At 61.3% G+C, this 22,535-nt stretch carries 23 protein-coding genes; 15 read left to right on the top strand and 8 right to left on the bottom strand.

What is annotated here, in order from left to right:
* Positions 1-25 precede the first annotated feature (25 nt).
* Genes speB through AF337_RS23430 form a run of 3 tightly spaced genes read left to right on the top strand, consistent with a single transcriptional unit; the run spans position 26 to position 2,775 of the window.
* Positions 26-988: an agmatinase gene (gene speB / locus AF337_RS23440; protein ID WP_049734028.1), complete on the top strand. Its 963-nt coding sequence runs from the start codon at positions 26-28 to the stop codon at positions 986-988.
* Between the two features lie 58 nt (positions 989-1,046).
* Positions 1,047-1,979, top strand: coding sequence for an N-acetyl-gamma-glutamyl-phosphate reductase (gene argC / locus AF337_RS23435; protein ID WP_049734027.1), 933 nt, complete (start codon positions 1,047-1,049; stop codon positions 1,977-1,979).
* 4 nt (positions 1,980-1,983) lie between these two features.
* On the top strand, positions 1,984-2,775 hold the full coding sequence (locus tag AF337_RS23430; RefSeq protein WP_049734026.1) for a sulfite exporter TauE/SafE family protein: 792 nt from the start codon (positions 1,984-1,986) through the stop codon (positions 2,773-2,775).
* Positions 2,776-2,793: 18 nt separating this feature from the next.
* On the opposite strand, the gene AF337_RS23425 is transcribed toward AF337_RS23430, so the two are convergent.
* Complete coding sequence (locus AF337_RS23425) at positions 2,794-3,897, bottom strand: COX15/CtaA family protein (RefSeq protein WP_049734025.1); 1,104 nt, start codon at positions 3,895-3,897, stop codon at positions 2,794-2,796.
* Positions 3,898-4,012: 115 nt separating this feature from the next.
* Here AF337_RS23425 and AF337_RS23420 point away from each other — a divergent pair, with 115 nt between their 5' ends.
* Positions 4,013-4,222, top strand: a complete 210-nt coding sequence (locus AF337_RS23420) for a DUF2842 domain-containing protein (RefSeq protein WP_003573983.1) — start codon at positions 4,013-4,015, stop codon at positions 4,220-4,222.
* Positions 4,223-4,341: 119 nt separating this feature from the next.
* Complete coding sequence (locus AF337_RS23415) at positions 4,342-5,583, top strand: GNAT family N-acetyltransferase (RefSeq protein ID WP_049734024.1); 1,242 nt, start codon at positions 4,342-4,344, stop codon at positions 5,581-5,583.
* Between the two features lie 4 nt (positions 5,584-5,587).
* Here AF337_RS23415 and AF337_RS23410 read toward each other — a convergent pair whose 3' ends face one another.
* The gene (locus AF337_RS23410; protein ID WP_049734023.1) at positions 5,588-7,753 is read right to left on the bottom strand and encodes a GumC family protein; all 2,166 of its coding nucleotides are present in this window, start codon (positions 7,751-7,753) and stop codon (positions 5,588-5,590) included.
* A gap of 191 nt (positions 7,754-7,944) precedes the next feature.
* Between AF337_RS23410 and AF337_RS23405 the strand changes: the two genes are divergently transcribed.
* From AF337_RS23405 to AF337_RS23390, 4 genes are read left to right on the top strand one after another with little or no spacing between them, the layout of a single operon-like run.
* Positions 7,945-8,520, top strand: coding sequence for a polysaccharide biosynthesis/export family protein (locus tag AF337_RS23405; protein WP_003573986.1), 576 nt, complete (start codon positions 7,945-7,947; stop codon positions 8,518-8,520).
* A 3-nt stretch (positions 8,521-8,523) separates the two neighbouring features.
* The gene (locus AF337_RS23400) at positions 8,524-9,693 is read left to right on the top strand and encodes a glycosyltransferase family 4 protein (RefSeq protein WP_049734022.1); all 1,170 of its coding nucleotides are present in this window, start codon (positions 8,524-8,526) and stop codon (positions 9,691-9,693) included.
* Between the two features lie 54 nt (positions 9,694-9,747).
* Positions 9,748-11,313: an undecaprenyl-phosphate glucose phosphotransferase gene (locus AF337_RS23395; protein WP_049734021.1), complete on the top strand. Its 1,566-nt coding sequence runs from the start codon at positions 9,748-9,750 to the stop codon at positions 11,311-11,313.
* On the top strand, positions 11,310-12,542 hold the full coding sequence (locus tag AF337_RS23390; RefSeq protein ID WP_049734020.1) for an O-antigen ligase family protein: 1,233 nt from the start codon (positions 11,310-11,312) through the stop codon (positions 12,540-12,542). The genes AF337_RS23395 and AF337_RS23390 overlap by 4 nt, the downstream gene beginning before the upstream one ends.
* A 65-nt stretch (positions 12,543-12,607) precedes the next feature.
* Here the strand turns inward: AF337_RS23390 and AF337_RS23385 are convergent, their stop codons facing one another.
* The 3 genes from AF337_RS23385 to AF337_RS23375 form a co-directional block, all read right to left on the bottom strand.
* A complete protein-coding gene (locus AF337_RS23385; RefSeq protein WP_049734019.1) occupies positions 12,608-13,438 on the bottom strand; it encodes a carbohydrate ABC transporter permease in 831 nt (276 codons plus the stop codon).
* Positions 13,438-14,331: a carbohydrate ABC transporter permease gene (locus AF337_RS23380; RefSeq protein WP_049734018.1), complete on the bottom strand. Its 894-nt coding sequence runs from the start codon at positions 14,329-14,331 to the stop codon at positions 13,438-13,440. The genes AF337_RS23385 and AF337_RS23380 overlap by 1 nt, the downstream gene beginning before the upstream one ends.
* 128 nt (positions 14,332-14,459) lie before the next feature.
* Positions 14,460-15,794, bottom strand: coding sequence for an extracellular solute-binding protein (locus tag AF337_RS23375; RefSeq protein WP_049734017.1), 1,335 nt, complete (start codon positions 15,792-15,794; stop codon positions 14,460-14,462).
* A 176-nt stretch (positions 15,795-15,970) separates the two neighbouring features.
* On the opposite strand from AF337_RS23375, the gene AF337_RS23370 reads away from it, so the two are divergent.
* Complete coding sequence (locus AF337_RS23370) at positions 15,971-16,585, top strand: GNAT family N-acetyltransferase (protein WP_049734016.1); 615 nt, start codon at positions 15,971-15,973, stop codon at positions 16,583-16,585.
* 20 nt (positions 16,586-16,605) lie between these two features.
* On the opposite strand, the gene AF337_RS23365 is transcribed toward AF337_RS23370, so the two are convergent.
* On the bottom strand, positions 16,606-18,363 hold the full coding sequence (locus AF337_RS23365) for a glucosidase family protein (protein WP_049734015.1): 1,758 nt from the start codon (positions 18,361-18,363) through the stop codon (positions 16,606-16,608).
* A gap of 362 nt (positions 18,364-18,725) precedes the next feature.
* Here AF337_RS23365 and AF337_RS23360 point away from each other — a divergent pair, with 362 nt between their 5' ends.
* From AF337_RS23360 to AF337_RS43760, 3 genes are read left to right on the top strand one after another with little or no spacing between them, the layout of a single operon-like run.
* Positions 18,726-19,907 (top strand): ROK family transcriptional regulator, encoded by a 1,182-nt coding sequence (locus AF337_RS23360; RefSeq protein ID WP_049734014.1) that lies wholly within the window; start codon positions 18,726-18,728, stop codon positions 19,905-19,907.
* A gap of 49 nt (positions 19,908-19,956) precedes the next feature.
* Complete coding sequence (locus AF337_RS23355) at positions 19,957-20,250, top strand: helix-turn-helix domain-containing protein (RefSeq protein ID WP_049734013.1); 294 nt, start codon at positions 19,957-19,959, stop codon at positions 20,248-20,250.
* Between the two features lie 60 nt (positions 20,251-20,310).
* Entirely contained in the window at positions 20,311-20,460 is a 150-nt protein-coding gene (locus tag AF337_RS43760) for a hypothetical protein (RefSeq protein ID WP_167347793.1), read from the top strand.
* A gap of 3 nt (positions 20,461-20,463) precedes the next feature.
* Here the strand turns inward: AF337_RS43760 and AF337_RS23350 are convergent, their stop codons facing one another.
* Positions 20,464-20,676 (bottom strand): hypothetical protein, encoded by a 213-nt coding sequence (locus AF337_RS23350; RefSeq protein WP_049734012.1) that lies wholly within the window; start codon positions 20,674-20,676, stop codon positions 20,464-20,466.
* Positions 20,677-20,871: 195 nt separating this feature from the next.
* On the opposite strand from AF337_RS23350, the gene AF337_RS23345 reads away from it, so the two are divergent.
* On the top strand, positions 20,872-21,105 hold the full coding sequence (locus AF337_RS23345) for a DUF982 domain-containing protein (RefSeq protein WP_049734145.1): 234 nt from the start codon (positions 20,872-20,874) through the stop codon (positions 21,103-21,105).
* A gap of 2 nt (positions 21,106-21,107) precedes the next feature.
* On the opposite strand, the gene AF337_RS23340 is transcribed toward AF337_RS23345, so the two are convergent.
* Positions 21,108-21,326 carry a hypothetical protein gene (locus tag AF337_RS23340; protein WP_049734011.1) on the bottom strand — a complete coding sequence of 73 codons (219 nt, stop codon included), beginning with the start codon at positions 21,324-21,326 and terminating at the stop codon, positions 21,108-21,110.
* Positions 21,327-21,886: 560 nt separating this feature from the next.
* On the opposite strand from AF337_RS23340, the gene AF337_RS23335 reads away from it, so the two are divergent.
* Positions 21,887-22,519, top strand: coding sequence for a class I SAM-dependent methyltransferase (locus tag AF337_RS23335; protein ID WP_049734010.1), 633 nt, complete (start codon positions 21,887-21,889; stop codon positions 22,517-22,519).
* Positions 22,520-22,535 lie beyond the last annotated feature (16 nt).

Genomic DNA, 22,535 nt, shown 5'->3' with positions numbered 1-22,535 from the left:
TGCGACCGAAAAAAAGGAGCATGACTTGGCGAACAGATCGATTGATCACGCCTTCACGGCGACCAGCCTCACTTCAGCCGCCAGCGACCCGACCTTTGCCGGAGCGCTGTCCTTCATGCGCCGGCGCTTCACCAAGGAGCTTGCCGGCGTCGACGTCGCGGTCTGGGGTATTCCCTTCGATGCGGCAACGTCGAACAGGCCGGGCACGCGCTTCGGGCCGCAGGCGATCCGGCGCGCCTCGGCGATCTTCGACAATGACGCGCAATATCCCTTCAACCGCGATCTCTTCGCCGAGATGGCGGTGATCGACTATGGCGATTGCCTGCTCGACTACGGCAACCATCAGGATACGCCCGATGCCATCGAACGCCAGGCGAACGTGATCCTCGACAGCGGCGCCTTCCTGGTGACGCTCGGCGGCGATCACTACGTCACCTGGCCGCTGCTGAAAGCCCATGCTGCGAAACACGGTCCGCTGGCACTGGTGCAGTTCGACGCCCACCAGGACACCTGGTTCGACGAAGACCGGCGCATCGACCACGGCTCCTTCGTGGCACGCGCCGCCCGCGCGGGCATCATCGATCCCGATCGTTCGATCCAGATCGGCATTCGCACTCATGCGCCGGAGGATTGCGGCATCAATATTCTCTACGGCCATCAGGTCGAGGAGATGAGCGCCGGCGACATCGCCTCGGCGATCATCTCGCATACGCGCGGCGCGCCTGCCTATCTCACCTTCGATATCGATTGCCTCGATCCGGCCTTTGCCCCGGGCACCGGCACGCCGGTTGCCGGCGGGCCGTCGAGCGCCAAGATCCTCTCGGTGTTGCAGCGCCTGCATCAGCTCGATATCCGCGGCGCCGACGTCGTCGAGGTATCGCCGCCTTACGACCATGCCGATATCACCGCCATTGCGGGGGCAACGGTGGCGATGTATATGCTGGGGCTTCATGCCGAGCGACGCGCCATCGCCGTGTCACAAGGCTGACCTATTATCCCAAAATGAATCCGGAAATCTTCTGAACCCATTGAAAGCGCAGGTTAACATGGCACCGAAAATCTTCATCGACGGCGAACACGGCACGACGGGTCTGCAGATCCGGACGCGCATGGCCGGTCGCCGCGATGTCGAGCTTCTGTCCATTCCCGAAGCCGAGCGGCGCAACGCCGCCATGCGCGAGGACATGCTGAACAGCGCCGATATCGCCATTCTCTGCCTGCCCGACGACGCATCCAAGGAAGCGGTTCAGATGGTTTCGGCCAACAACAATGTCCGTGTCATCGACACCTCGACCGCCTTCCGCGTCAATCCCGGCTGGGCCTATGGCTTTGCCGAAATGGACGGCGCGCAGGCGGGCAGGATCAGAGCCGCCCGCTTTGTCGCCAATCCCGGCTGCTATCCGACAGGCGCGATCGGCCTCATCCGGCCGCTGCGGGCCGCCGGTCTCCTGCCGGACGGTTATCCGGTGACGGTCAACGCCGTCTCCGGCTATACCGGCGGCGGCAAGCAGATGATCGCCCAGATGGAAAATGCGGATCACCCGGATGCGATCACCGCGCCGCATTTTCTCTACGGCCTTCCCCTCACCCACAAACATGTGCCCGAGATGACCGTGCACGGCCTGCTCGACCGTGCGCCGATCTTCTCGCCGTCGGTCGGCAAGTTCGCGCAGGGCATGATCGTGCAGGTGCCGCTGCATCTCGGCGATCTCGCCGAGGGCACGACCATGGAAAGCATTCATGCCGCCCTCACCGCTCATTATGCCGGCCAGGAGATCGTCACGGTCGTTCCGCTCGCCGAAAGCAAGGCGCTCCCCCGCGTCAACGCCGTCGAACTCGAAGGCAAGGACACGATGAAGATCTTCGTCTTCGGCACGCCGGGCGGTTCCCAGGTCAATCTGGTGGCGCTGCTCGACAATCTCGGTAAGGGCGCCTCGGGTGCCGCCGTGCAGAACATGGACCTGATGCTCGCCTCGTGACGTCATGACGCTCGACGCGCTTATCGCCGGCGTGCACGCCTGGTTTGCCGCCGCCCTGCCCGACCATGGCATCTATGCGCTGATGGCGTTCGCCTTCGTCGCCGGACTCGCCCGTGGCTTTTCGGGCTTCGGCGCCGCGTTGATCTTCATTCCGCTCGCCGGCGCGATCGTCGGGCCGAAGCTGGTCTCGCCGATCCTGCTCGTCATCGACGGCATCGCGGCCCTCGGGATGATTCCGCCTGCCTGGCGCGGCGCCAACCGGCCCGAGGTCTTCGTCATGGCGGCCGGCGCCGCATTCGGCGTGCCGGCCGGCACGGCGATGCTGGCGCTGCTCGACCCGCTGCTCTTACGCTGGAGCATCACCCTCATCGCCATCGCCCTGCTTGCGCTTCTCGCATCGGGATGGCGCTATCACGGCGCGCCGTCGGCAGCGCTCAGCAGCAGTATCGGCCTGATCGCCGGGCTTTTCAGCGGCGCCGCGCAGCTCGGCGGACCGCCAGTCGTCGCCTACTGGCTTGGCGGTAAGAGCGACTTCACCCGCGTCAGGGCGAATGTCGTGCTCTATTTCTCGATCTCGTCGGTCTTCAGCGCCATCAGCTATTACGTCGGCGGATTGTTCGTGCCTGCCGTCTTCGCGCTGACCGCCGTCATCCTGCCGAGTTATGCGGTCGGGCTCTACGGCGGCTCGAAACTGTTCGGGCTCGCCGAGGAGCGGACCTTCCGCATCGCCTGCTACATCCTGATCGCCGCCGCCGCGATCATCGGCATGCCGTTGCTCGATGGGGTACTGCGTTAAACGCCTGACGCCACTGCTTCAGTCGTGTTCCGCGATCGCCGTCGCGTGCGGATATTCGCCGTAAAATCCGCGCCAGTTGGCGACGGCGAAACCGAAAACCACCAGGGCGCCGGCCTGATGCAGCAGGCCCCAGTGCAGCGGCACCTGCATCAGCAGCGTGGCGATGCCGATCGCCGCCTGCAGCGTCACCAGCGAGAAAAGCACGACGGCGCGGCGAGCATGGGTGGTCCAGGATGCGGCGCGAAGCGCGATCACCATGTTGATCAAGGTCAGTGCGAAAAGCGTATAGGCGCCGATGCGGTGGATGAACTGCACCGTCTTCGGGTTCTCGAAGGCATTGATCCAGAAGGGCTGCTGGATCAGGAGATCCGACGGGATGACGGCGCCATCCATCAGCGGCCAGGTATTGTAGGAAAAGCCGGCGTCGAGCCCCGCCACCAGTGCGCCGAGATAGATCTGGAACAGCGCGAAAATGGCGATCGCGGCGGCAAAACCGCGCGAACTGCGGGCCGGCGCCGGATCGCTGGAATGCGGTGAGAGGCCGCGCATGATCCACATGCAGCCGGCAAAGATCAGGCAGGCCATGACGAGATGCGTCGCCAGCCGGTACTGGCTGACGTCGGTGCGGACGGACAGGCCTGAAGACACCATCCACCAGCCGATAAATCCCTGCAGGCCGCCGAGCGCCAGGATGCCGACGAGCGGCCAGCGCAGGCGCCTTTCGATCCGCCCGGTCAGCCAGAAAAACAGGAGCGGCAGCGCGAAAATCACGCCGATGCCGCGGGCGATCAGCCGGTGCGCCCATTCCCACCAGAAGATGCCCTTGAACTCATCGACAGTCATGGCGCTGTTCAATTGCTGAAATTCGGGAATGCGCTGGTAGAGGCGGAATTCCTCCTCCCATTCGGCGGCCGACAGCGGCGGGATGACGCCGTGGATCGGCTTCCACTCGGTGATCGACAGGCCGGAATTGGTCAGCCGGGTGGCGCCGCCGACGAGCACGAGGCAGAAGAGCGCCAACAGCACGAAACCAAGCCAGAAGCGCAAGGCGCGGCGGTCGCGGTTCTGCTTTTGCACTTCGCTCAGGATCGCCTTTTCCGTGGTCGGGTTTGCGACGGCCATGATGTCTCCTTCTATCCGGCAGTTGATTTGCCCCACCGGCTCATGCAAAACAAGCCCCGAACCTTTGCGGCATGCCGTCGCGCCGGTCCGCCCCGTCCCTGCCGAGAGAGAATTGATGCCCGTCCGCCTCCGCAAATTCATCGGCACGATCCTCATCATCGTGCTCGTACTGGTCTATGCGCTGGTGGCGAATACGATCGCGGTGGCAACGCTCGGCAACGCGCCCTGGTGGGGCCACCTGCTCTATTTCCTGCTCACCGGCCTGCTCTGGGTCCTGCCGGCGATGGTGATCATCAAATGGATGGCCGGGCCGCGGCAGCAATAGGCCATTAACGGCCGAATAACCGTGATCGGTGGAAAACCTCGCCCAGCGCGCGCGAGTAAACCAAATATACGTCCTGCATTCCTACCTTCCCGTTCAGCATTCTTGACCGGAGAAAACCCGTGCAGACGCAAAAGCTCGATGTTCATGAACAGCCGTCGGAAGACATGGCGCTGGCCCAGACGGCCATTTCGCGCCTGCGTCAGCTGAGCATGAAACTCGCCATGGCCGAAGTCGATATCGAAGTCTTCGACGCAATGCAGCCGCTGGAGGACGACTGGCGGGCGCTGGAGCGTGACAATCTCCAGTCCCTGCATCAGAGCTACGACTGGTGCGCCGCCTGGGTGGGCGCCTTTCAACGGCCGCTGGCGATCCTCAAAGGCACCCATGCCGGTGAGACCGCTTTCATTCTGCCGGTCGAAATCGTCAGGTCGCGTGGGCTTGGCGTGGCGAAGTTCATCGCCGCCGATCACAGCAACATCAATACCGGCCTGTTTTCGGAAGGCTTTGCCGAAACCGGCGGGACCATCGATGCCGGCAAGCTCGCCGGCCAGCTTCAGCAGGCGCTCAAAGGCCGGGCCGATCTGTTGCTCCTACAAAACATTCCGCTGGAATGGCGCGGGCGACAGACCCCGCTCACGGGGCTGCCGATGGTGCAGAACCAGAATCATGCCTATCAGTTGCCGTTCTTTCCCGCCTTCGAGGAGACGCTGAAGCAGCTCAACGCCAAGAACCGGCGCAAGAAATTCCGTGTTCAATCGAAACGTCTCGAGGCGGCCGGCGGCTTCGAATATCTTGTCCCCGAGGCAACGGAAGAACAGCACCACCTGGTCGATATCTTCTTCCGGCTGAAGAGCGCCCGTTTCGCCAGCCTCGGCCTGCCCGACGTCTTTGCCGACCGGGAAACGCAGGCCTTCCTGCACGGCCTGATCGACAAGCGGGATGACGGCAGGCAATATTTCGGGCTGCAGATGCATGTGCTGCGGCTCAAGGGCGAGAATGAGGGCCGGGTCGCCGCGATTTCAGGGATTTCGCGCAAGGGCGACCATATCATCTGCCAGTTCGGCGCGATCGATGAAGAGCTGGTGCCGGATACCAGCCCCGGCGAATTCCTCTATTGGCAGACCATCTCGGGATTGCATGGCAAAGGTATCGCGCTGTTCGATTTCGGCCTCGGCGACCAGACCTACAAACGCTCCTGGGCGCCTGTGGAGACCGCGCATTACGACGTGGTGCTGCCGGTCTCGCCGTTGGGCGTCGCTGCCGGTGCGGCGCACCGGATCGTCACCCGCGGCAAGGCGCATATCAAAGCGCGCCCGAAGCTCTATAAATTCGCCCAAAACATCCGGGCACGGATCGGCTAGAGATTCAGGCCGCCTGGCCGAGCGTCTGCTCGCCCCCTTCCCCACCCGACATCAGCACGACGCGCTCGTAGCCCGCGGCCTGGAATTCCGTCATCAGGGTCACGAAGATCGTCTCCTCGATCTCCGGCAGGGAGAGAATGATCTCGACATCGCGGCTGCGCGTCAGCCGCGAGACACCGGCGACATCGGCCGAACCGCATTCGACCACCACGAGGTCATAGGCGGCGGCAAGCGCGTCGATCAGCAGCGACAGCCGGTCGACACCGCGCATGGCGCGGCGCACATCGCTCCGGCCCTGGGGGATCAGGTGGGCGTCGGAAAGGCGGTCGCCGTGAATGGTGTCGCCGAAGGCGGCCTCGCCGCACAGCAGATCGGTAACACCTGGAGCGGCCTGGTCCTCGGCCATCAGTTCCGTGGGATGACCGGAACCGGTCATGTCGATCAGGATGACGCGGCGGCCGGCGTCGGCGAGCATGCGGGTCAGCAAAACCGTCGCCGCCGAGCCATTGTCACCGGTCGGGGATATGGCGATTGCCAGCGGCGCACGACTGCCCGTGAGATAATCCGCAACGGAGGCGACGGAGAATTCATTGTCGTCCTCCGGCGGCTCCTCGGCAACCGGCACGTCTTCGATCGTATCGTCATCACCGACGATCGCGAGCATGCTCGGCTGGGCGGGCTTTCTAGGGGCTGCGACAACCGGAGCGGCCTGCGGCGCATCCCTCTCCTCGACGAGCCTTTCCGCTTCGATCGTCTCAGGGGACACATCGACAGGACGGAGAGCCCGGCCGCTGAAGAGTTCGGCCAGCATGGTGACGATGGCGCTCAGGATCAGCGTCGCGACGGCAGCGACGACGACGATCGGCACCACCTTCGGGAAATAGGGATCGACCGGCTCGATGGCCTTGGAAACGATGCGGGCGTCGGCCGGGCTCGAATTGCTGTCGGCGCGGGAGGCGGCCTCGCGGTAGCGCACCAGATAGGTTTCGAGCAGCTGCCGCTGGGCGGTCGCCTCGCGCTCCAGCGCATTGAGGCCGACCTCGTCCTCACCGGCGCGGGCGCTGTTGGCCTGCACCGTGTCCGACTGGCGCTCAAGCTCGCTGGCCCTCAGATCGGCGACCTTGGACTCGTTTTCGATGCTCGTCAGGATTTTCTGGGTCTCCTGGCGGATCTGGGTGCGGATATCGGCGAGCTGGGCGCGCAGGCTTTTCAGCCGCGGATGATTGTTGAGAAGGCTGGTCTGCAGATCCGAGATCTGCGACTGCAGGCCGGATTCCGTCGCTTTCAGCCGCTGGATCGCCTGGGAGGACATGATGTCGGGCAGCGTGTCGGAGGCCTCGCCCGAAGACAGCGCATTGCGCACTGCCTGCGCCCTCGCCTCGGCATTGGCCTTGTCGCCGCGCACGCGGGTCAGCTCGGCGGAGATGTCGTTCAGCTGCTGGGCCGGAAAGGTGGTGGTGCCGTTGGTCTGCAGCAGCCCGTGCGAGGTGCGGTATTCGGCGACCTTCTTCTCGGCTTCGCTGACCTTGCGGCGCAGGCCCTCGATCTCCGGCTCCAGCCAGCGCGTCGCTTCCGAATTGGAATCGAGCTTGGCGCCGCTCTGGGTCGAAAGATAGACATTGGCCATGGCGTTCGGAATGGCGGCAGCGAGCTTCGGGTCCTTCGAGGTGAAGCTGACGCCGATGACGCGTGAACCCGGCACCTGATAGACCTGCAGGCGCTCGACGAAAGCGTCGATCACCCGCTCTTCCGGCGGGTTCTCCATCGGATTCTTCTTCAGGTGCAGCTTCACCAGAATGCTGCTCATCGCCGAGCCGTTGGCGGCATCGTCGAATTCCGGCAGGTTGTAGAGCTTCAGATCGTTGATCACCTTCTTCAGGAGATCGGCCGATTGCAGCAGCTGCACCTGGCTGGCGATATTCAGCTCGTCCATCAGCGGGCCGGCGCCGGCGTCGTTGACCTGCTGGGTGCTGGCGAAGGCCGGCGCGCGGGGTTCGATCAGAATACGTGTTTCGCTGCGATATTGCGGCGACATGATCTTGGCGCCTGTAAAGGCGACGCCCGCCCCCGCAAGCGTGATCGCCAGAATCCTGAGCCGGCGCGCCCAAACGGCGCGGACCAGCTGGCCGAGGTCGATGTCCACATCCTGATCACGCGCTACGCCGGACATGCTGTTACTCCACAACAAAGGTGCCGCAAGCGTAAACGACCATGGTAACTCAACGGTTAATGGTAATCCTGCCGAGTAATGAGCAACCGCCGCCAAAGGATAGTGGGAAATTGCAAGCGGCCTTTACCGGGCATTAACCCTAACGGATCGATAACGGCTCTACCGAGTTCATTTTCTGTGAGCACCAACGGATGTCTGTCGTCCAGCCCAAGATCCTTTTGGCCCTGAGCCTTGCAGCCATGACGGCGGCATTGGGCGGCTGCACGACGTACAAGCCGGCTCCGAAGGCGTTCAACGAGGCGACCATTCAGCCCTATACGCTGGATAGCGGCGACCGGTTGCGCGTTACCGTTTTCGACCAGCAGAGCCTGACCAACACCTATACGGTGGATCAGGCCGGCTATATCGCTTTCCCCCTTATCGGCCAGGTCCCTGCCCGCGGCCGAACCCTGCAGCAACTCTCGGGGCAGATCGCCCAGAAACTGCAGCAGGGCTATCTTCGCGATCCCGACGTCACCATCGATGTCGATCGCTACCGTTCGATCTTCCTCATGGGCGAAGTCGGCCAACCCGGCCAATACGCCTATGTCCCCGGCATGACGGTGCAAAATGCCATTGCGGTCGCCGGCGGCTTCACCAGCCGCGCCAACCAGAGCATGGTCGACGTCACCCGCAAGATCAACGGACAGGTGCTGACCGGCCGCATCAACATATCGGGGCCGATCATCGCCGGCGACACGATCTACGTTCGCGAACGGCTCTTCTGAGCGATGGCAACACAGAAGCCGCTCCGCATCCTCCATTGCTTCAGATCGCCGGTCGGCGGGATTTTCCGCCATGTCCGCGATCTCGTCGAGGAGCACAGCAAGGCCGGTCATCATATCGGCATCCTCTGCGACAGCTCGACCGGCGGCGAGTACGAGGACAGCCTGTTCGACGATATAAGACCCTATCTGTCGCTTGGTCTGACACGGGTGCCGATCCGGCGTTCGATCAGCCCGTCCGATATTGCGACGATGTGGGATACATACAAGAAAATCAAAAGTTTGCGGCCGGATGTGCTGCACGGACACGGCGCCAAAGGCGGCGTGCTCGCGCGACTTGCCGGCTCAGCGTTGCGGGTGAACAGGTATCGCGTAGCCCGCCTCTATACCGCGCATGGCGGAAGCCTGCATTATTCGCGTTCCTCGTTCAGTGGACAGTTCGTCCTCAGGATGGAGCGCCTGCAGGAATATTTCACCGATGCGCTGGTCTTCATCTGCGAATATGAGCGCGACACCTATGCGCGCAAGGTGGGTAAGCCGCGGACGAAGACGAGACTGATCTACAACGGCATCGCCGAGCGCGATTTCGAGCCGATCCCCACCCGCTCGGATGCCGTGCATTTCATCTATGTCGGAATGCTCCGGGACCTCAAGGGTCCCGATCTGTTTGTCGATGCCTTCGCCAAAACCGAACGGCTGCTCGGCCGGCCGCTGTCGGCGCTGATGATCGGCGACGGACCGGATCGCGACCGCTACCGCGAAATGATGGTCGAACGCGGCCTCGGCAAGCGCATCGGCATGCTGCCGGCGATGCGGGTCCATGAAGCCTTCTCCATGGCGCAGAACCTCGTCGTTCCCTCGCGCGCCGAAGCCATGCCCTATATCGTGCTCGAGGGGCTCGGCGCCGGCAAGACGATCATCGCCAGCCGTGTCGGCGGCATTCCCGAAGTGCTCGGCGCCGACAGCGCAGCCCTTGTGGAGGCGGGAAATTCCGACGATCTCGCCCGCGTCATGGCGGAAACGCTGAGCACGCCCGACTGGCACGCCAGGACGATGCCGAAGCCCGAGGCGGTGAAGGCGGTGTTTTCCTCGGCCGTCATGGCACGCGATGTCCTGAAATTATACCACGAACTCGTCGAGCCCGCTGCCGGCCGAACAATGCCCGCCGCCCTGTAAATATTTCTTAGGGGCTTTCTGGTATTCGCTTGCTGACAACGAGCGAAAAGCCCCATGAACAAGCTGGAAAGAGGCGATCAATTCAACGTGGACGCTCTGCGCAAGCAGGTCTCCGACATCGAGGCGCGCGGCGACGCGGGTCAGGAAAAACCGTCCGACCCGACCGAAATCAACCCCTATGCCCGGCAGATCGCCGAACAGTTCCGCGACGGAACCAATTCGCCCGTGATCATCATCGGGCAATTGCGGCTGCTGGAATTCCTGGCGCTCTTCGCGATTGCCCTGATCGTGCATTATTTCTGGCCCGGCGACGGCAATGATTCAGCGCTGGTGCGGACAGGCATGGCGACGGTTGCCTCGGCCTTAACAGTCATCGGCCTGCAGCTTGCCGACAGCTACACCATTCCGGCACTTCGGGCCAAGCTGCGGCTGATCCCGCGCATCCTGGCATCGTGGACGATCGCGCTTCTCCTGACCGTCGGCCTGTTTACGCTGGTTCGCGGCAGCACATGGGCGATGATCGCCGACGCCTATCTGCCCTGGTTCGCGGCTGGCGCGCTCTTCCTTGCGGCCGAGCGTTTCCTGGTCGCCTACGGCATCCGCAACTGGGCGCGCAACGGCATCATGGAGCGCCGCGCCGTCATCGTCGGCGGCGGCGAGCCGGCCAAGGAACTGATCCGCATCCTCGAACAGCAGGATGACAACGACATCCGCATCTGCGGCATTTTCGACGATCGCGGCGAAAAGCGCTCGCCGATCATGGTCGCCGGTTACCCGAAGCTCGGCACCGTGGCCGAACTGGTCGAATTCGTGCGGCTGACACGGATCGACATGCTGATCATCGCTCTGCCGCTGTCGGCCGAGGCACGCATCTACGATCTTTTGAAGAAGCTCTGGGTTCTGCCGGTCGATATCCGCCTTGCCGCGCATGCCAACCGGCTGCGCTTCCGGCCGCGCGCCTATTCGCATGTCGGCTCGGTGCCGATGCTCGACATTTTCAAGAAGCCGATCCGCGACTGGGATTCCGTCGCCAAGCGCGGCTTCGACATCTTCTTCACGCTGATCGCGCTGGCGCTGCTCTGGCCGCTGATGGTCGCGACCGCCATCGCCATCAAGGCGACCTCCGAAGGCCCTGTTTTCTTCATGCAGAAGCGCCACGGCTTCAACAACGAAATCATCAACGTCTTCAAGTTCCGCTCGATGTACACCAATATGGCCGATCCCACGGGCAAGGCCGCGGTGACCAAGGGCGATCCGCGCGTCACCCGCGTCGGCCGCTTCATCCGCAAAACCTCGATCGACGAACTGCCGCAGCTTTTCAACGTGCTGCGGGGCGAGCTCTCGCTGGTCGGCCCCCGCCCGCATGCCGTTCTCGCCCAGGCCCGCGACCGCGCCTTCGGCGATGTCGTCGAGGGTTATTTCGCTCGCCATCGCGTCAAGCCCGGCGTCACCGGCTGGGCGCAGATCAACGGCTGGCGCGGCGAAGTGGACAATGACGAGAAGATCAAGTTCCGCACCGCCTACGATCTCTATTACATCGAGAACTGGTCGCTCTGGTTCGATCTCAAGATCCTGTTCCTGACGCCGATCCGGTTGCTCAACACGGAAAACGCTTATTGAGCGCGATCGAGGCGACATATCCCCGTGTCGCCCAGCCGCAGCGGATGACGCTGCGCCTGATCGGCTCGGCCTTCGTCGCCTTCGGTGTTTTCCTTTCCGGTTTCGTGATTGACGAGCCGGCGCCCTACGAACTCTGGATGGCCGGGCTGATCGGCCTCTGGTTCATCCTGGGCCTCAGGATTTCGCGCGGCGTGGCGCCGCTGCTTGCGCTGCTGCTCACCTTCAATATCGGCGGCATGCTGTCGCTGACGCAGATGAAGGATCTGGCGACCGGGCCGATGTATATCGCGGTCTCGACCTTCCTGGCGCTGACGGCGGTCTTCTACGCGGCGATTATCGAGGACAGCCACAAGCGGCTGCCGCTGATCTTCAACGCCTGGACCTTCGCCGCGGTCGCCACCTCAGCACTCGGCATACTCGGTTATTTCCACGCCTTTCCGGGCGCGGAGATCTTCACCCTCTATGACCGCGCCAAGGGCGCCTTCCAGGATCCGAACGTCTTCGGCCCCTTCCTGGTGCCGCCGTCGCTCTATCTCGTCCACGGCATCCTGGTCGGCGACCTGAAGAAATCGCCGCTGAAGGCTGCCGCCCTGCTGGTGCTTGCGCTCGGCATCTTCCTGTCTTTTTCCCGCGCCGCCTGGGGGCTCTTCGCGCTCGGCGTGGCGCTCCTGATCTTCATCATGCTGCTCAAGGAGCGCAGCGGCGCCTTTCGTCTCAGGGTGCTGGTACTGTCGCTGGCGGCGATCATCATGCTGGTCGGCTCACTGCTGGTGGCGCTGCAGATCCCGAAGGTCGCCGAACTGTTTTCGGCGCGCGCCCAACTGGTGCAGCAATATGACGGCGAGCATCTCGGCCGCTTCGAGCGTCACCGGATCGGCTTCACCATGATGATGGAGCGGCCGCTCGGCATCGGGCCGCTGGTGTTCGGCACGATGTTTCCCGAGGACGAGCACAATATCTGGCTGAAATCGCTGACCACCTATGGCTGGCTCGGCTTCGTCACCTATGTCGGCATGCTTGTCTGGACGCTGGCGCTCGGCTTCCGATACCTGCTGCTCGACCGGCCGTGGCAGCCCTTTTTGATGATTGCCTGGATCTCGGTTCTCGGCCACGCCACGATCGGCAACGTCATCGATATCGATCACTGGCGCCATGTCTACCTGCTGCTCGGCACGGTCTGGGGCTGCGCGGCGCTTGAAGTGCGTTATAAGCGCAACCAGAGACAATAGCGCCTACGGCGCTGGAAGTGCGTCATAAGCGCGGCCGGAGGCCATAACCGCGAGCACGTCGCAGTCTATTTCGTCGCGCCTGCCGTCAAGCCGGCGATGAACCGCCGCTGGAAAACCAGATAGGTCAGAATGAGCGGGGCAATGACGATCACCGCGCCGGCGGTCAGAACCGGCGTGTTGACGGTGTATCGCCCCTGGAAAAACAGCATGCCGAGGGGCAGCGTCCGATAGGCGTCGTCATTCACAAGGATGAACGGAATGAGAAATTCGTTCCAGGTCCAGATGAACAAGAACAGCGCCAGCGTCGACATTGCCGGCACCATCAGCGGGATAACGATCTTGCGCAGGATATAGAAGCGTCCGGCGCCATCGAGAACCGCCGCTTCGAGAACCTCCTCCGGCAGTTGCTGCATCGCACTGGCGAGGAAGATCGTCGAGAAGGGTATCGACATCGCGATCTGCGGGATGATGAGAGCCGCATAGGTATTGATCAGCCCAAGATAGCGCATTTCATAATAAAGCGGGATGATGAAGGCCTCCGCCGGCACCATCATGCCGAGCGTCAGGATCGCGAACAGCGTGCGCCGCAGCGGAAATGACAGGTAGGCGAAGGCAAAACCGGTCAGCAGGCCCAGAAAGACACTTGCGGCAACGACGGGTATGACGACGACGATCGAATTCCAGAAGTAAATATTGAAATGCCCGGCATTCCAGGCATCGAGGTAATTTTCGAAATGCGGATAGGCCGGAAGGGCGAATGCGCCTTTCAGAACGTCAGCCTTGCTCTTTATCGAGGTCAGCAACAGCAGCAGGAACGGCGTGATCGTGACGAAAGCCAGAAGCCAGAGGACAATGCGAAGGAACAGCGCGGCGGGGATGTTGGACGAACGGCTCATCAAGCCAATCCTTTGCTTCTGGAGCCCACCAGCCGGTGAATTGCAAAATTGATTGCGAATGTCAGCAAGGCGCCGACGATGGCGATGGCGGCCGCGGCGCCGAAGCGATTGAGTTCGAAGCCGAGCTGGTACATGTAGATATTCGGCACGAGCGTCGCATTCGCCGGCCCGCCGCGGGTCATCGTGAAAATCAGGTCGAAGCTTTTGATCGAGGCTATAACGGTCAGAAGCAAAACCACCCTGATCTCAGGCATCAGAAGCGGCAGCGTTATCCAGAAAAAGGTCTTTCGCGCCGACGCGCCGTCGACCTTGGCGGCGTCGAAAAGAGACGGGTCGATGCGCTGAATTCCGGTGAGGAAAATGACCATGCAAAAACCGAAGAAATACCATGTGGCAACGATCCCGACCGCGGGAAGCACAAAGTTGAAATCTCCGAGCCAAGGCAATGCGAACCTGCCCAATCCCACCGCTCTTAGAAACTGATTGAACGGGCCGAATGCCGGATTGTAGAGCCATGCCCAGATGATGCCCAACACGGCAGTCGGCATGATGTAAGGCAGGAACAGGAAGGTTCTGAGGGCGAGCTGTTCGCGCTGCTTCAGATTCCAGACACAGGCGGCAAGCGTTATACCGAGCACGAGCGGCAGGACGCAGTAGAAGATCATGAGCTCGGCATTGTTGCGCAAGGCAATGTAAAAACGGCTGTCGGAAAAGAGATCGGCGTAATTGCCGAGGCCAACCCATCTGGGCATGGTCAGGCCGTCCCAGCTGGTCAGGCTCAAACCCAGAGCTGCGACAATCGGCCCAAAGACAAACGCCCCATAGAGCAGCAATCCAGGCAATAAATAGATGAAATTGGTCTGTTGCGTTCCATCCAGTGCGGAGCGTTTCATCCAGTACTCCCTGAAGCCAAAGCTCTGGTCATCGCGCAGCAAGCCGCAAGCTCGCAACGCTCATTCAGCGTGATGAGCGGGACGCCGGCCGGACCGCCCGAGGGCATCGCAACCGGCGTCCGCACTTCTTATTTCTTATCCTTCAAGTAGGCCTGATAGTCCTTGTCCATGGCATCGACAAAGGCTTCGGGCGTGATCTTGCCGGACAAGAGAAGCGGCGTGTTGTCGTCGATTGTCTTGAGCATCGTCGGGCTCGACCAATCGGGGTAGTGGCCAAGCGCATCGTTGGCATTGAGCGTCTTCCACATCTCGATGCCGGAGGTCAGGAGCGGCGTGAGCTTCGGCTTTGCATCCGCCGGCAGCGATGTTGCAGGAAGATAGCCTGCCGCGGCCCAGCTTTCCGCGGCCTTTTCAGACACCATATAGTCGATGTACTCGCCGGCCAGGTCCTGCTTCGCCTTGTCTTTGGCAAGGCTGGTTATCGCCCAGGCAAGATCCACGCCGCCGACGCTCATGGGCTTGGAAACGCCCTTCGGAGCGGGAATTGCCATGAAGCCGATATCCGGATTGTTTTGCATGTCGCCGAAGTACCAGGTTCCGGAGATCAGGAATGCGCCCTGCCCTGATATGAACAGCTGGACTGCGTCGTCACCCGAGATGCCCTCGAAGCCGGGATAAAAATAGCCGCCCTGTGCCCATTGCTGCACGAGTTTGGCCGATTCGATGTTCCCCTTGGTGTTCCAGGAGCCGCCCTTGCCGTAGATCAGGTCGTCAAGCTCGGCGCGATTGGCCGCGTCGATATGCGCCTGATCGATAGCGCCGATCATGTGCAGGGCGAGATGCTGCTTGGCCGAGCCCATCATGAAGGGCGCAACGCCTTTTTCCTTGAGCTTGTCGAGATCGGCCAGAAGCTCCTCGAAAGTCTTCGGCAGCGCCACGCCCGCCTCGTCGAGGATCTTCTTATTGTAATAAAGGCCGACGATTTCGCCGAGACCCGATATGCCGTAGGTCTTGCCGACCCCGAATTTCGTCCCCTCCCAGCGGTCTCTGGCCAGCACGGAGTCCGACTGCCGCTTATCCCAGCCATATTTCTTGATGTACTCGTCAACCGGCAGAAGCAATCCTTCCTTGACCATCGCGCCCATGTCGCCGGCGCCCTGGTTGACTTTGGTGATGACGGGCCCGTCGCCTGCCGAAACCGCAAGTTTCAGCGTCAGCTTCATGTCATCGAAGGTGCGGGCGGTGCGTTTGATCGTGACGCCGGGATGTGCGGCTTCGAACTCCTTATTCAGTTGCTCGATGACCGCGCTCTGGCCCTCAAAGGTTTGGTCGTCCCACACCGCCAGATCGTCGGCGCGGGCGGCGGAAAGGCCGAAACTCATAAGCGCCGCGCCGGCGAGCGCGACAGCTGCTTTCAATCGGTATGCCGGCAGTATGCTGATCGATTTCACGGTTCTGTTCATCTGCTCCACCTCATTTGGTTTATTCTCCACTCCCCGTCCGCACCTCGCGCCTGGCGCCGGCCGAACGTTTTCTTCCCCAGAGCTTTGCCTGGCTGGCGAATCTGAGGTAATCGTCAATGCATCAGCCCCTCTCGCGATCCAGAATGACAAAGCGCCACGCAGGAGGTGGCAAAGCGATGGACAGCAACTGCTTCATCCGCCCGGCGATTGAAGCCGATACCGAGGCTCTTTTCGACATCTGCCTGAAAACCGCCAACGGCGGCGAGGATGCCAGCACGCTTTACAGCGACCCGCATCTGCCCGGTTACATCTGGTCGGTACCCTATCTCAAGTTTGCCAGGGACTTTGCCTTTGTTCTCGTTCAGGGCGACCGGCCGGTCGGTTATGTCGTCGGGGTGCCCAATACCGGCGGGTTCGACAAAACCCTTGAGGCAAACTGGTGGCCGTTCGTCCGCCGAGAGATCGCCGGGCTGACGCCCACGCGTCCGCGCGACGCCGACGTGATCGAACGAATTCAAAATCCGCGCAGCGGAACGACGTGGCTTCAAGACGATTACCCGGCGCATCTCCATATCAACATTCTTCCCGGACTTCAGGCAGGCGGCTGGGGGCGCCGGATGATCAGCACCGAGCTTGAAGCGCTTCGCAATCACGGGGTCGCAGCGGTGCATCTCGGTGTCGATCCAAACAATGAACGCGCCAGAGGTTTCTACCGTCACCTTGGCTTTTCCGAACTCGAACGGGACGGCTCCGTCGCCTTCGCCATGCGGATCGATAAGGGATCTGAGTAGAACCGACCGAACCGTCATGCTCATGAGATTGGCTCCGCATTTGCGGCGTCAAGTCCATATTTCAAAACGACTGCCGCCGGCATGGCGCTCCAGCCCTGAAGCAGGGAGCCGCGCCCGTACGGCGGCGAGAAATATTCCACTGCACCGATCCAGCCATTGTCGAGGCAGGTTTGCCACCAGCGCGTCAGCGCGTAACGTGCGCCTCCGAGCCCGTGGCGAAGGCGTTCTTCGGCATAGGCGCCATCCCAATAAGGCCAGTCCGAACCATTATGGTAGCGGTAGGGAAAAGCCGTCTTGGATCGCAGATCGCCTGGCCGTTTGAAGGGCGGATAGGCGCACATCACCCCCCAGCTGCCATAGGGCTGCTGCTGATTGTTGCGCGTTTCCAATTTGCTTTCAAAGGCTCTCAGCAAGCCAACGACCTTCGTGCCTGAAATTGCTGCGAATCGCGACAAGGTCAGGCTGTCGAGAGCCAGATGATCCTCGACAAAAGCGCCAGGCATTCCATAGTCGACATATCCTCCCGTTGCCGGAACGAAGAGTTTGGCCTCGATTTCCTGGCGGGCCAGATTCGCGACCTTGCCTGCGCGTTCGGCAAGAGCCGGATCGTGCCCTTCCCCAAGCCTTGCCACAGCGTCCATGGCGCCGACGAAAAGACCGAGATCATAGGAGACCAGACCCTCGCGATAGACGTTGTCGGCCCAGTCCCGGTCATTGCGCGGTTTCAGCGGCAGAACGCTGTCAGGACCGGCCAGGCCGAAATAACGATCCGCAATTGCCCTGACCGTTGGCCAATGTGCCTGTACCTCGGCTAGGTCCTTTGTTGCGCTGAAATAGTCGTCAATAAAAAGAATGAAGAAGAGCGGGCTGTCGAAGTGATCGCTCCACCAGTCTTGCGGACGGTTGTGGTATTCCGGAACGGCCTTTTTATGGGTTTTGGGATTGGCCTTGCTGTCTTCGACAAAGCGCTGCCACGCCTCTGACTGCGCAGGCCCGGTCAAGATCACCCCGCTCGGGGCTTCTCCATCCGGCTGCACCCCCTTGGCGAGCAGCCGGATCTCGTCGCGCACCGCCTCCGGTGCAAGCGTCAGAAGCGGCTGCATCGTCCAATAGCCATCGCGATAATAGGTCCGCGCTGGAGCGCTATAGGCCTGCCCCGCGGCGAGACCGGCGAAGGCACCGTTTTCGTCGCGCCGGATGCTGGAAAGGGCGGCATGGATGCCCTGGCTGACCATGCTGCGCATCAGCGGGTCGGCGTCGGGCGCCAGATCGCAACGCGCGGCATATTCGGCGGCTTCGGCAATGATCGCGCCGCTGGTGAGGCTGAGAGCCTTCTCGGCTTCGTCTCTCGAGGCGCCGACGGCAATCCGCAAATCGGAACCGAGAACCTCCACGATGAGCACACCCCAGCCCATTTCGGCAGTCTGCCGATGATGGGTCCGGGTGACTTTTGCCCTCGCGCCTTGCCCATCCGGCTCATGCCACCAGGCGCAACGACGCGCCGGATATACGCCCTGAAGGCGCACGCCGCTGATCAACATCACCGGCAGCGACTGCGCGACAAATATGCCGCCATGTCCGGAGACCATTCGGTTCGGAGCATAGGTATAAGGGCCACCGATGGCAGAAAATCTGACACGCCCCAGACTGCCGGCGCCCCACAGAGCGAGATCGGCATATCCGCCCGGATGAACATCCGCCTGAAGGCGTGGCGCCATGACAGGCAGTAAAACGCCTTCTTCGGCGGCAAGCTGTCCATCGGTCGAGGGCTTCATCATGGATAATCCCCCCGCAGCCAAGTTGAAGCCGCTGCAGAAGGCGAGAGAGAAAAATAGAGGCACGAGCCTGGGCCTGCTCCTCCTCGGGCGACCTTGGCTGGCGCGCGGCTATCCAGACGATGCGGGTGGCGCATACTTGTCTTCAACCCTCTTTATTTCATCGCGCATTTCATTGCGCGTTGAGATCAGCCTACAGCCGACCTCCCATTTGTCAAGGACATAGACAAATTGCCGCCTTGGGTGTACTGAAATGCAATAAGATGACGAAGTTGAAGCGCATACCTCGTTTTCGCGATTGTTGCGGGTCAATGGCAACCCTTAATTAGGTATATGCTCCGAACTAATTGGAACGAGTTAGCCGGATGCCACCGACACCTTCTGCCACGCAGACTCCCATCGCGCGAAAAATCTCGACCAATGCGGTGATCCGCACCGTGTTGGCGAGCGGGTCGATCTCCCGCGCCGATATTGCCAAGCTGACCGGCCTGTCGAAACAGACGATTTCCGATGTCGTGCGCGACCTCGAGGATGACGGATGGCTGAAACCTGTCGGCCGGACCGATGGCCGCCCGGGCCGCAATGCGATTACCTATGAACTCAATGCCAGGGCGGGTCTGGCCGTCTCCATCGATCTCGGCGGCACCAAGATCGCCGCGGCGATCTGCGATCTGCTGGGCAACATCGTTGCCGAAACCAAAGTAGCGACCGATCCGCGCGGCGGAATGCATCTCGTCAATCAGTTCAGCGACGTGATCGGTGAACTCGCGCTTGCCGCCGGAACGACCGCCGGCAAGCTCCGTCTCGTCGTTCTCGGCAGCCCCGGCGTGCTCGATCCGGCCACCGGCCATATCAATGTGGCGCCGAATATCCCCGGCATCGACGCGATAAATCTGCGGCAGGTCTTCAGCGACAGAATGGGCATACCTGTCATCGTCGAAAATGACGTCAACCTCGCCGCGCAAGGGGAGAAATGGCAGGGACACGGTGTCGAAACCGGCAATTTTGCGTTCGTCGCGCTCGGGACAGGCGTCGGCATGGGCATCATCGCCAATGGCGCTCTGTTGCGCGGCGCACGTGGCGCGGCCGGCGAAATCGCCTATCTTCCGATCGGCGGAGATGCCTTCGATCCCGGCGGGTTTACGCTCGGAACCTTTGAGAGCGCGGTCGGCAGCGTCGCGATGTTACGCCGCTACACCGGTTTCGGCGGACGCAACGCATCCACCGTGGCCGATCTCTTCGCCGCGTTCAATGCGGGAGATACCAGCGCCGTCGCCGCAATCGAAGAGACAGCAAGGCTGGTGGCGGTCGCCATTGCCGCCATCGGAGCGACTCTCGATCCCGAACTGGTGATCACCGGCGGCAGCATCGGCGCCAGACCGGAACTCGTAGACGCCATCCGGAGGTTCCTGCCGCGCTGCACGCCCTACCCGCCGCGCATCGAGATCAGCCGCTTTGGTAACCGGGCCGCTCTCATGGGAGGTATGGGGATCGCGGTCGAGCGCATGCACGACGATCTGTTCGGCGTGAAATTGAAGGACGCTTGATCGGCTCGCGCCACTTGAGAAGTGCGGTAAATGCGCTAGATTTTCCGCCATGATAACAGCAACGCAGATACGCGGCGCGCGCGCCATGATCGGGATGAGTATCGAAGAGCTTGCCGCCGCAAGCGGCTTGCCCGTGGAGACCGTGACGGCGCTGGAAAACGGCGAATTCGCAGGCGAGCCGCACGCGCTGTTCGATGTGCGCAGCACACTCGAGGCGCACGGCATCATCTTCCTGTCGAGCGGCAATCAGGATGAAGGCGGCCCCGGCATCCGGCTGCGCGCGCGCACCATGAGCGACGACGGCATCCGGCCGGAGAATCTCAACGCCGCCAACGACGACTAACGGAACCAATCTGGTGCTTGGCCGTTTCCGCTGTCCTATCAGGTATTTGGGGGCAGTCATTTGAACCGCAGCAATGGTCTCTACGTCATCATCGGCGTACTCGTCGTCGCCGTCATCGGCCTCGGCGCCTATATCTACCGCGAGGAAAACAAGCCGCAGGGGATCGAGATGAGCATCGGCAAGAACGGTGTCTCGATCGAGCAGAACTGAGCGTCAGAGATAGGTCTTGGCGAGATCGGCGAGTTTGCCGCCGTCCTTCACGCCCTGCTTGTAGAGCTGAATGATGACCGCACCGATCCGCTCGGCCTCGGGTGTCGTCCTGGCGAGGCCGCGTTCGTCGCAGACCTTGTCGAGCACCTGGGACAACAGATCGAGATCTTCCGAAAACAACGGCAAATCATGCGGATGAATTGATGATCGTAACATCACGCCGCATTCCCTCCGAGGGCAAACGCATCCACGCTTGCATTGCCGGCCGCCCTCCGCAACCGGCAAAGATGATTATGCGCGAGGGCCCGAACTTTAGCAACTATGCAAATTTCCACAGAACAAAATTCGGGAACAAAATTTCGCCCCGCGCGTTTTAGGCGCGTTTGCAGCAGGAATGAGCGAGTGCAGACGTTGACTGAAATACGCTTTCCCTCCCCGGTCCGGGTCGTTTCTCAAAACCGCAGCCTGATCGTTTCCACCGTTTGGGAAGCCGTCGAATATTTGAAACGATGGCCGAACAAGCGTGGGCGCGACTATCGCGTTGCGCGCCAGCATTGCCTGGATGCGCTCGACGGGCTACGCAGCCCGCGCGCCGCACAGGCTTCTTTCATCACGGCGGCGAAGACGGCGGGATTATTGCTGTGAGATCAGCTGCCGTGGCGGCCGGCGGCGGCGAGCTGCGGGTGAATGGAGCCTTCCATGATCACCTTGGCGGTTACCTCGATCACCTGCTCCTCGGCGAGCTCAGCAAGCGCGAGGGCGACATCGCCCTCCGGCCAGCCAGCCTTGACGGCCTCATCGGACAAAGCCTGGAATGCGCCGGCGAGGGCTTGTCTGCAAGTGAGATTCTGCTTCATATCCGCCATGCGCTCGCACTAGGCTAATTGTGACAGGGACGTTTTAAGCTACACATATTGGCATGAATGCGAAGAGGTTTCACGTTATTTAAATTCGAAATTGGATATTCCATATTCAATCTTGGTATAACCTTAACAAAAAACAACAAATACCGCCTCCTATAATTGGAGGAGTGCCAAAAAGAACTAATAGATTTATTTGAGACCACACCCTCAAGGGGTATTTCATTACGCTATTTACTGCAAATGGCCGCAGTATCGGAGTCGAAGCAGCGACTGCTTACCCCCGCCCGACCAGACGAAATCCGAATTGCGGCACGTTTCATCATCTTCCCTGCACCCTGTCAATCGGCTTCGACATCTACCAAGGCGAGCGCCCGGCGGACATGGTTCATGAGGCAACGGCGCGCCCGGCTGAATGCGCATATCGTCAACAATATCCTCAGCTGCCACGAGCGCCTTCGGCTAATCACTTTAATACCACAACGACACCACACTGCCGTCAAAGTCCGCCGTACGATTGTGCTGCGTATTATTGGGTTGGCGGGCCCACTTCTCCAGGAGCTAAAATGTCTATCGAACTAGACGCGACGACCTATGTGCATGCCAAACCAGCGACCGCGCATTCTTATATTTTGCCGGCCGTTGTCGATGTTCTTGAGAACAGTTTTCACCAGGCAAACGAAACGTCTGTCTTCGACCTCGGTTGCGGTGCCGGCGGTGCCGCAGCCGTGCTTGCGGGAAAAGGCTATGATGTCATCGGCGTCGATCCGTCCGAGGACGGCATCGCAAAAGCGCGAACGGCCCACCCCGATCTGCCGCTGGAAATCGGCTCCGGTTACGAAGATCTTTCCAGCCGCTACGGGACCTTCGATGCGGTGATCAGCCTCGAGGTCGTGGAGCACGTTTATGATCCCAAGGCGTTCTCGGCCACCATGTATGATCTGGTAAGGCCCGGCGGCATCGCGGTCATGTCGACGCCTTTTCACGGTTACTGGAAAAATCTGGCCTTGGCCGTAAGCGGAAAGATGGACGACCATTTCATGCCTCTCAAGGACCATGGCCATATCAAATTCTGGTCTCCGGAAACGCTGAGCACGCTGCTGCACGAAACAGGTTTCGAAGACGTCGACTTCGAATATGTCGGGAGGATTCCGCTCCTGGCCAAATCGATGATCGCAATCGCCCAGAAACCGCACTGAAGATCCACCGTTCTCC

The organism is Rhizobium ecuadorense, from assembly GCF_001187535.1.
In the GTDB taxonomy this organism is placed as follows: Bacteria; Pseudomonadota; Alphaproteobacteria; order Rhizobiales; family Rhizobiaceae; genus Rhizobium; species Rhizobium ecuadorense.
This window is presented reverse-complemented; position numbering and strand designations above follow the sequence as displayed.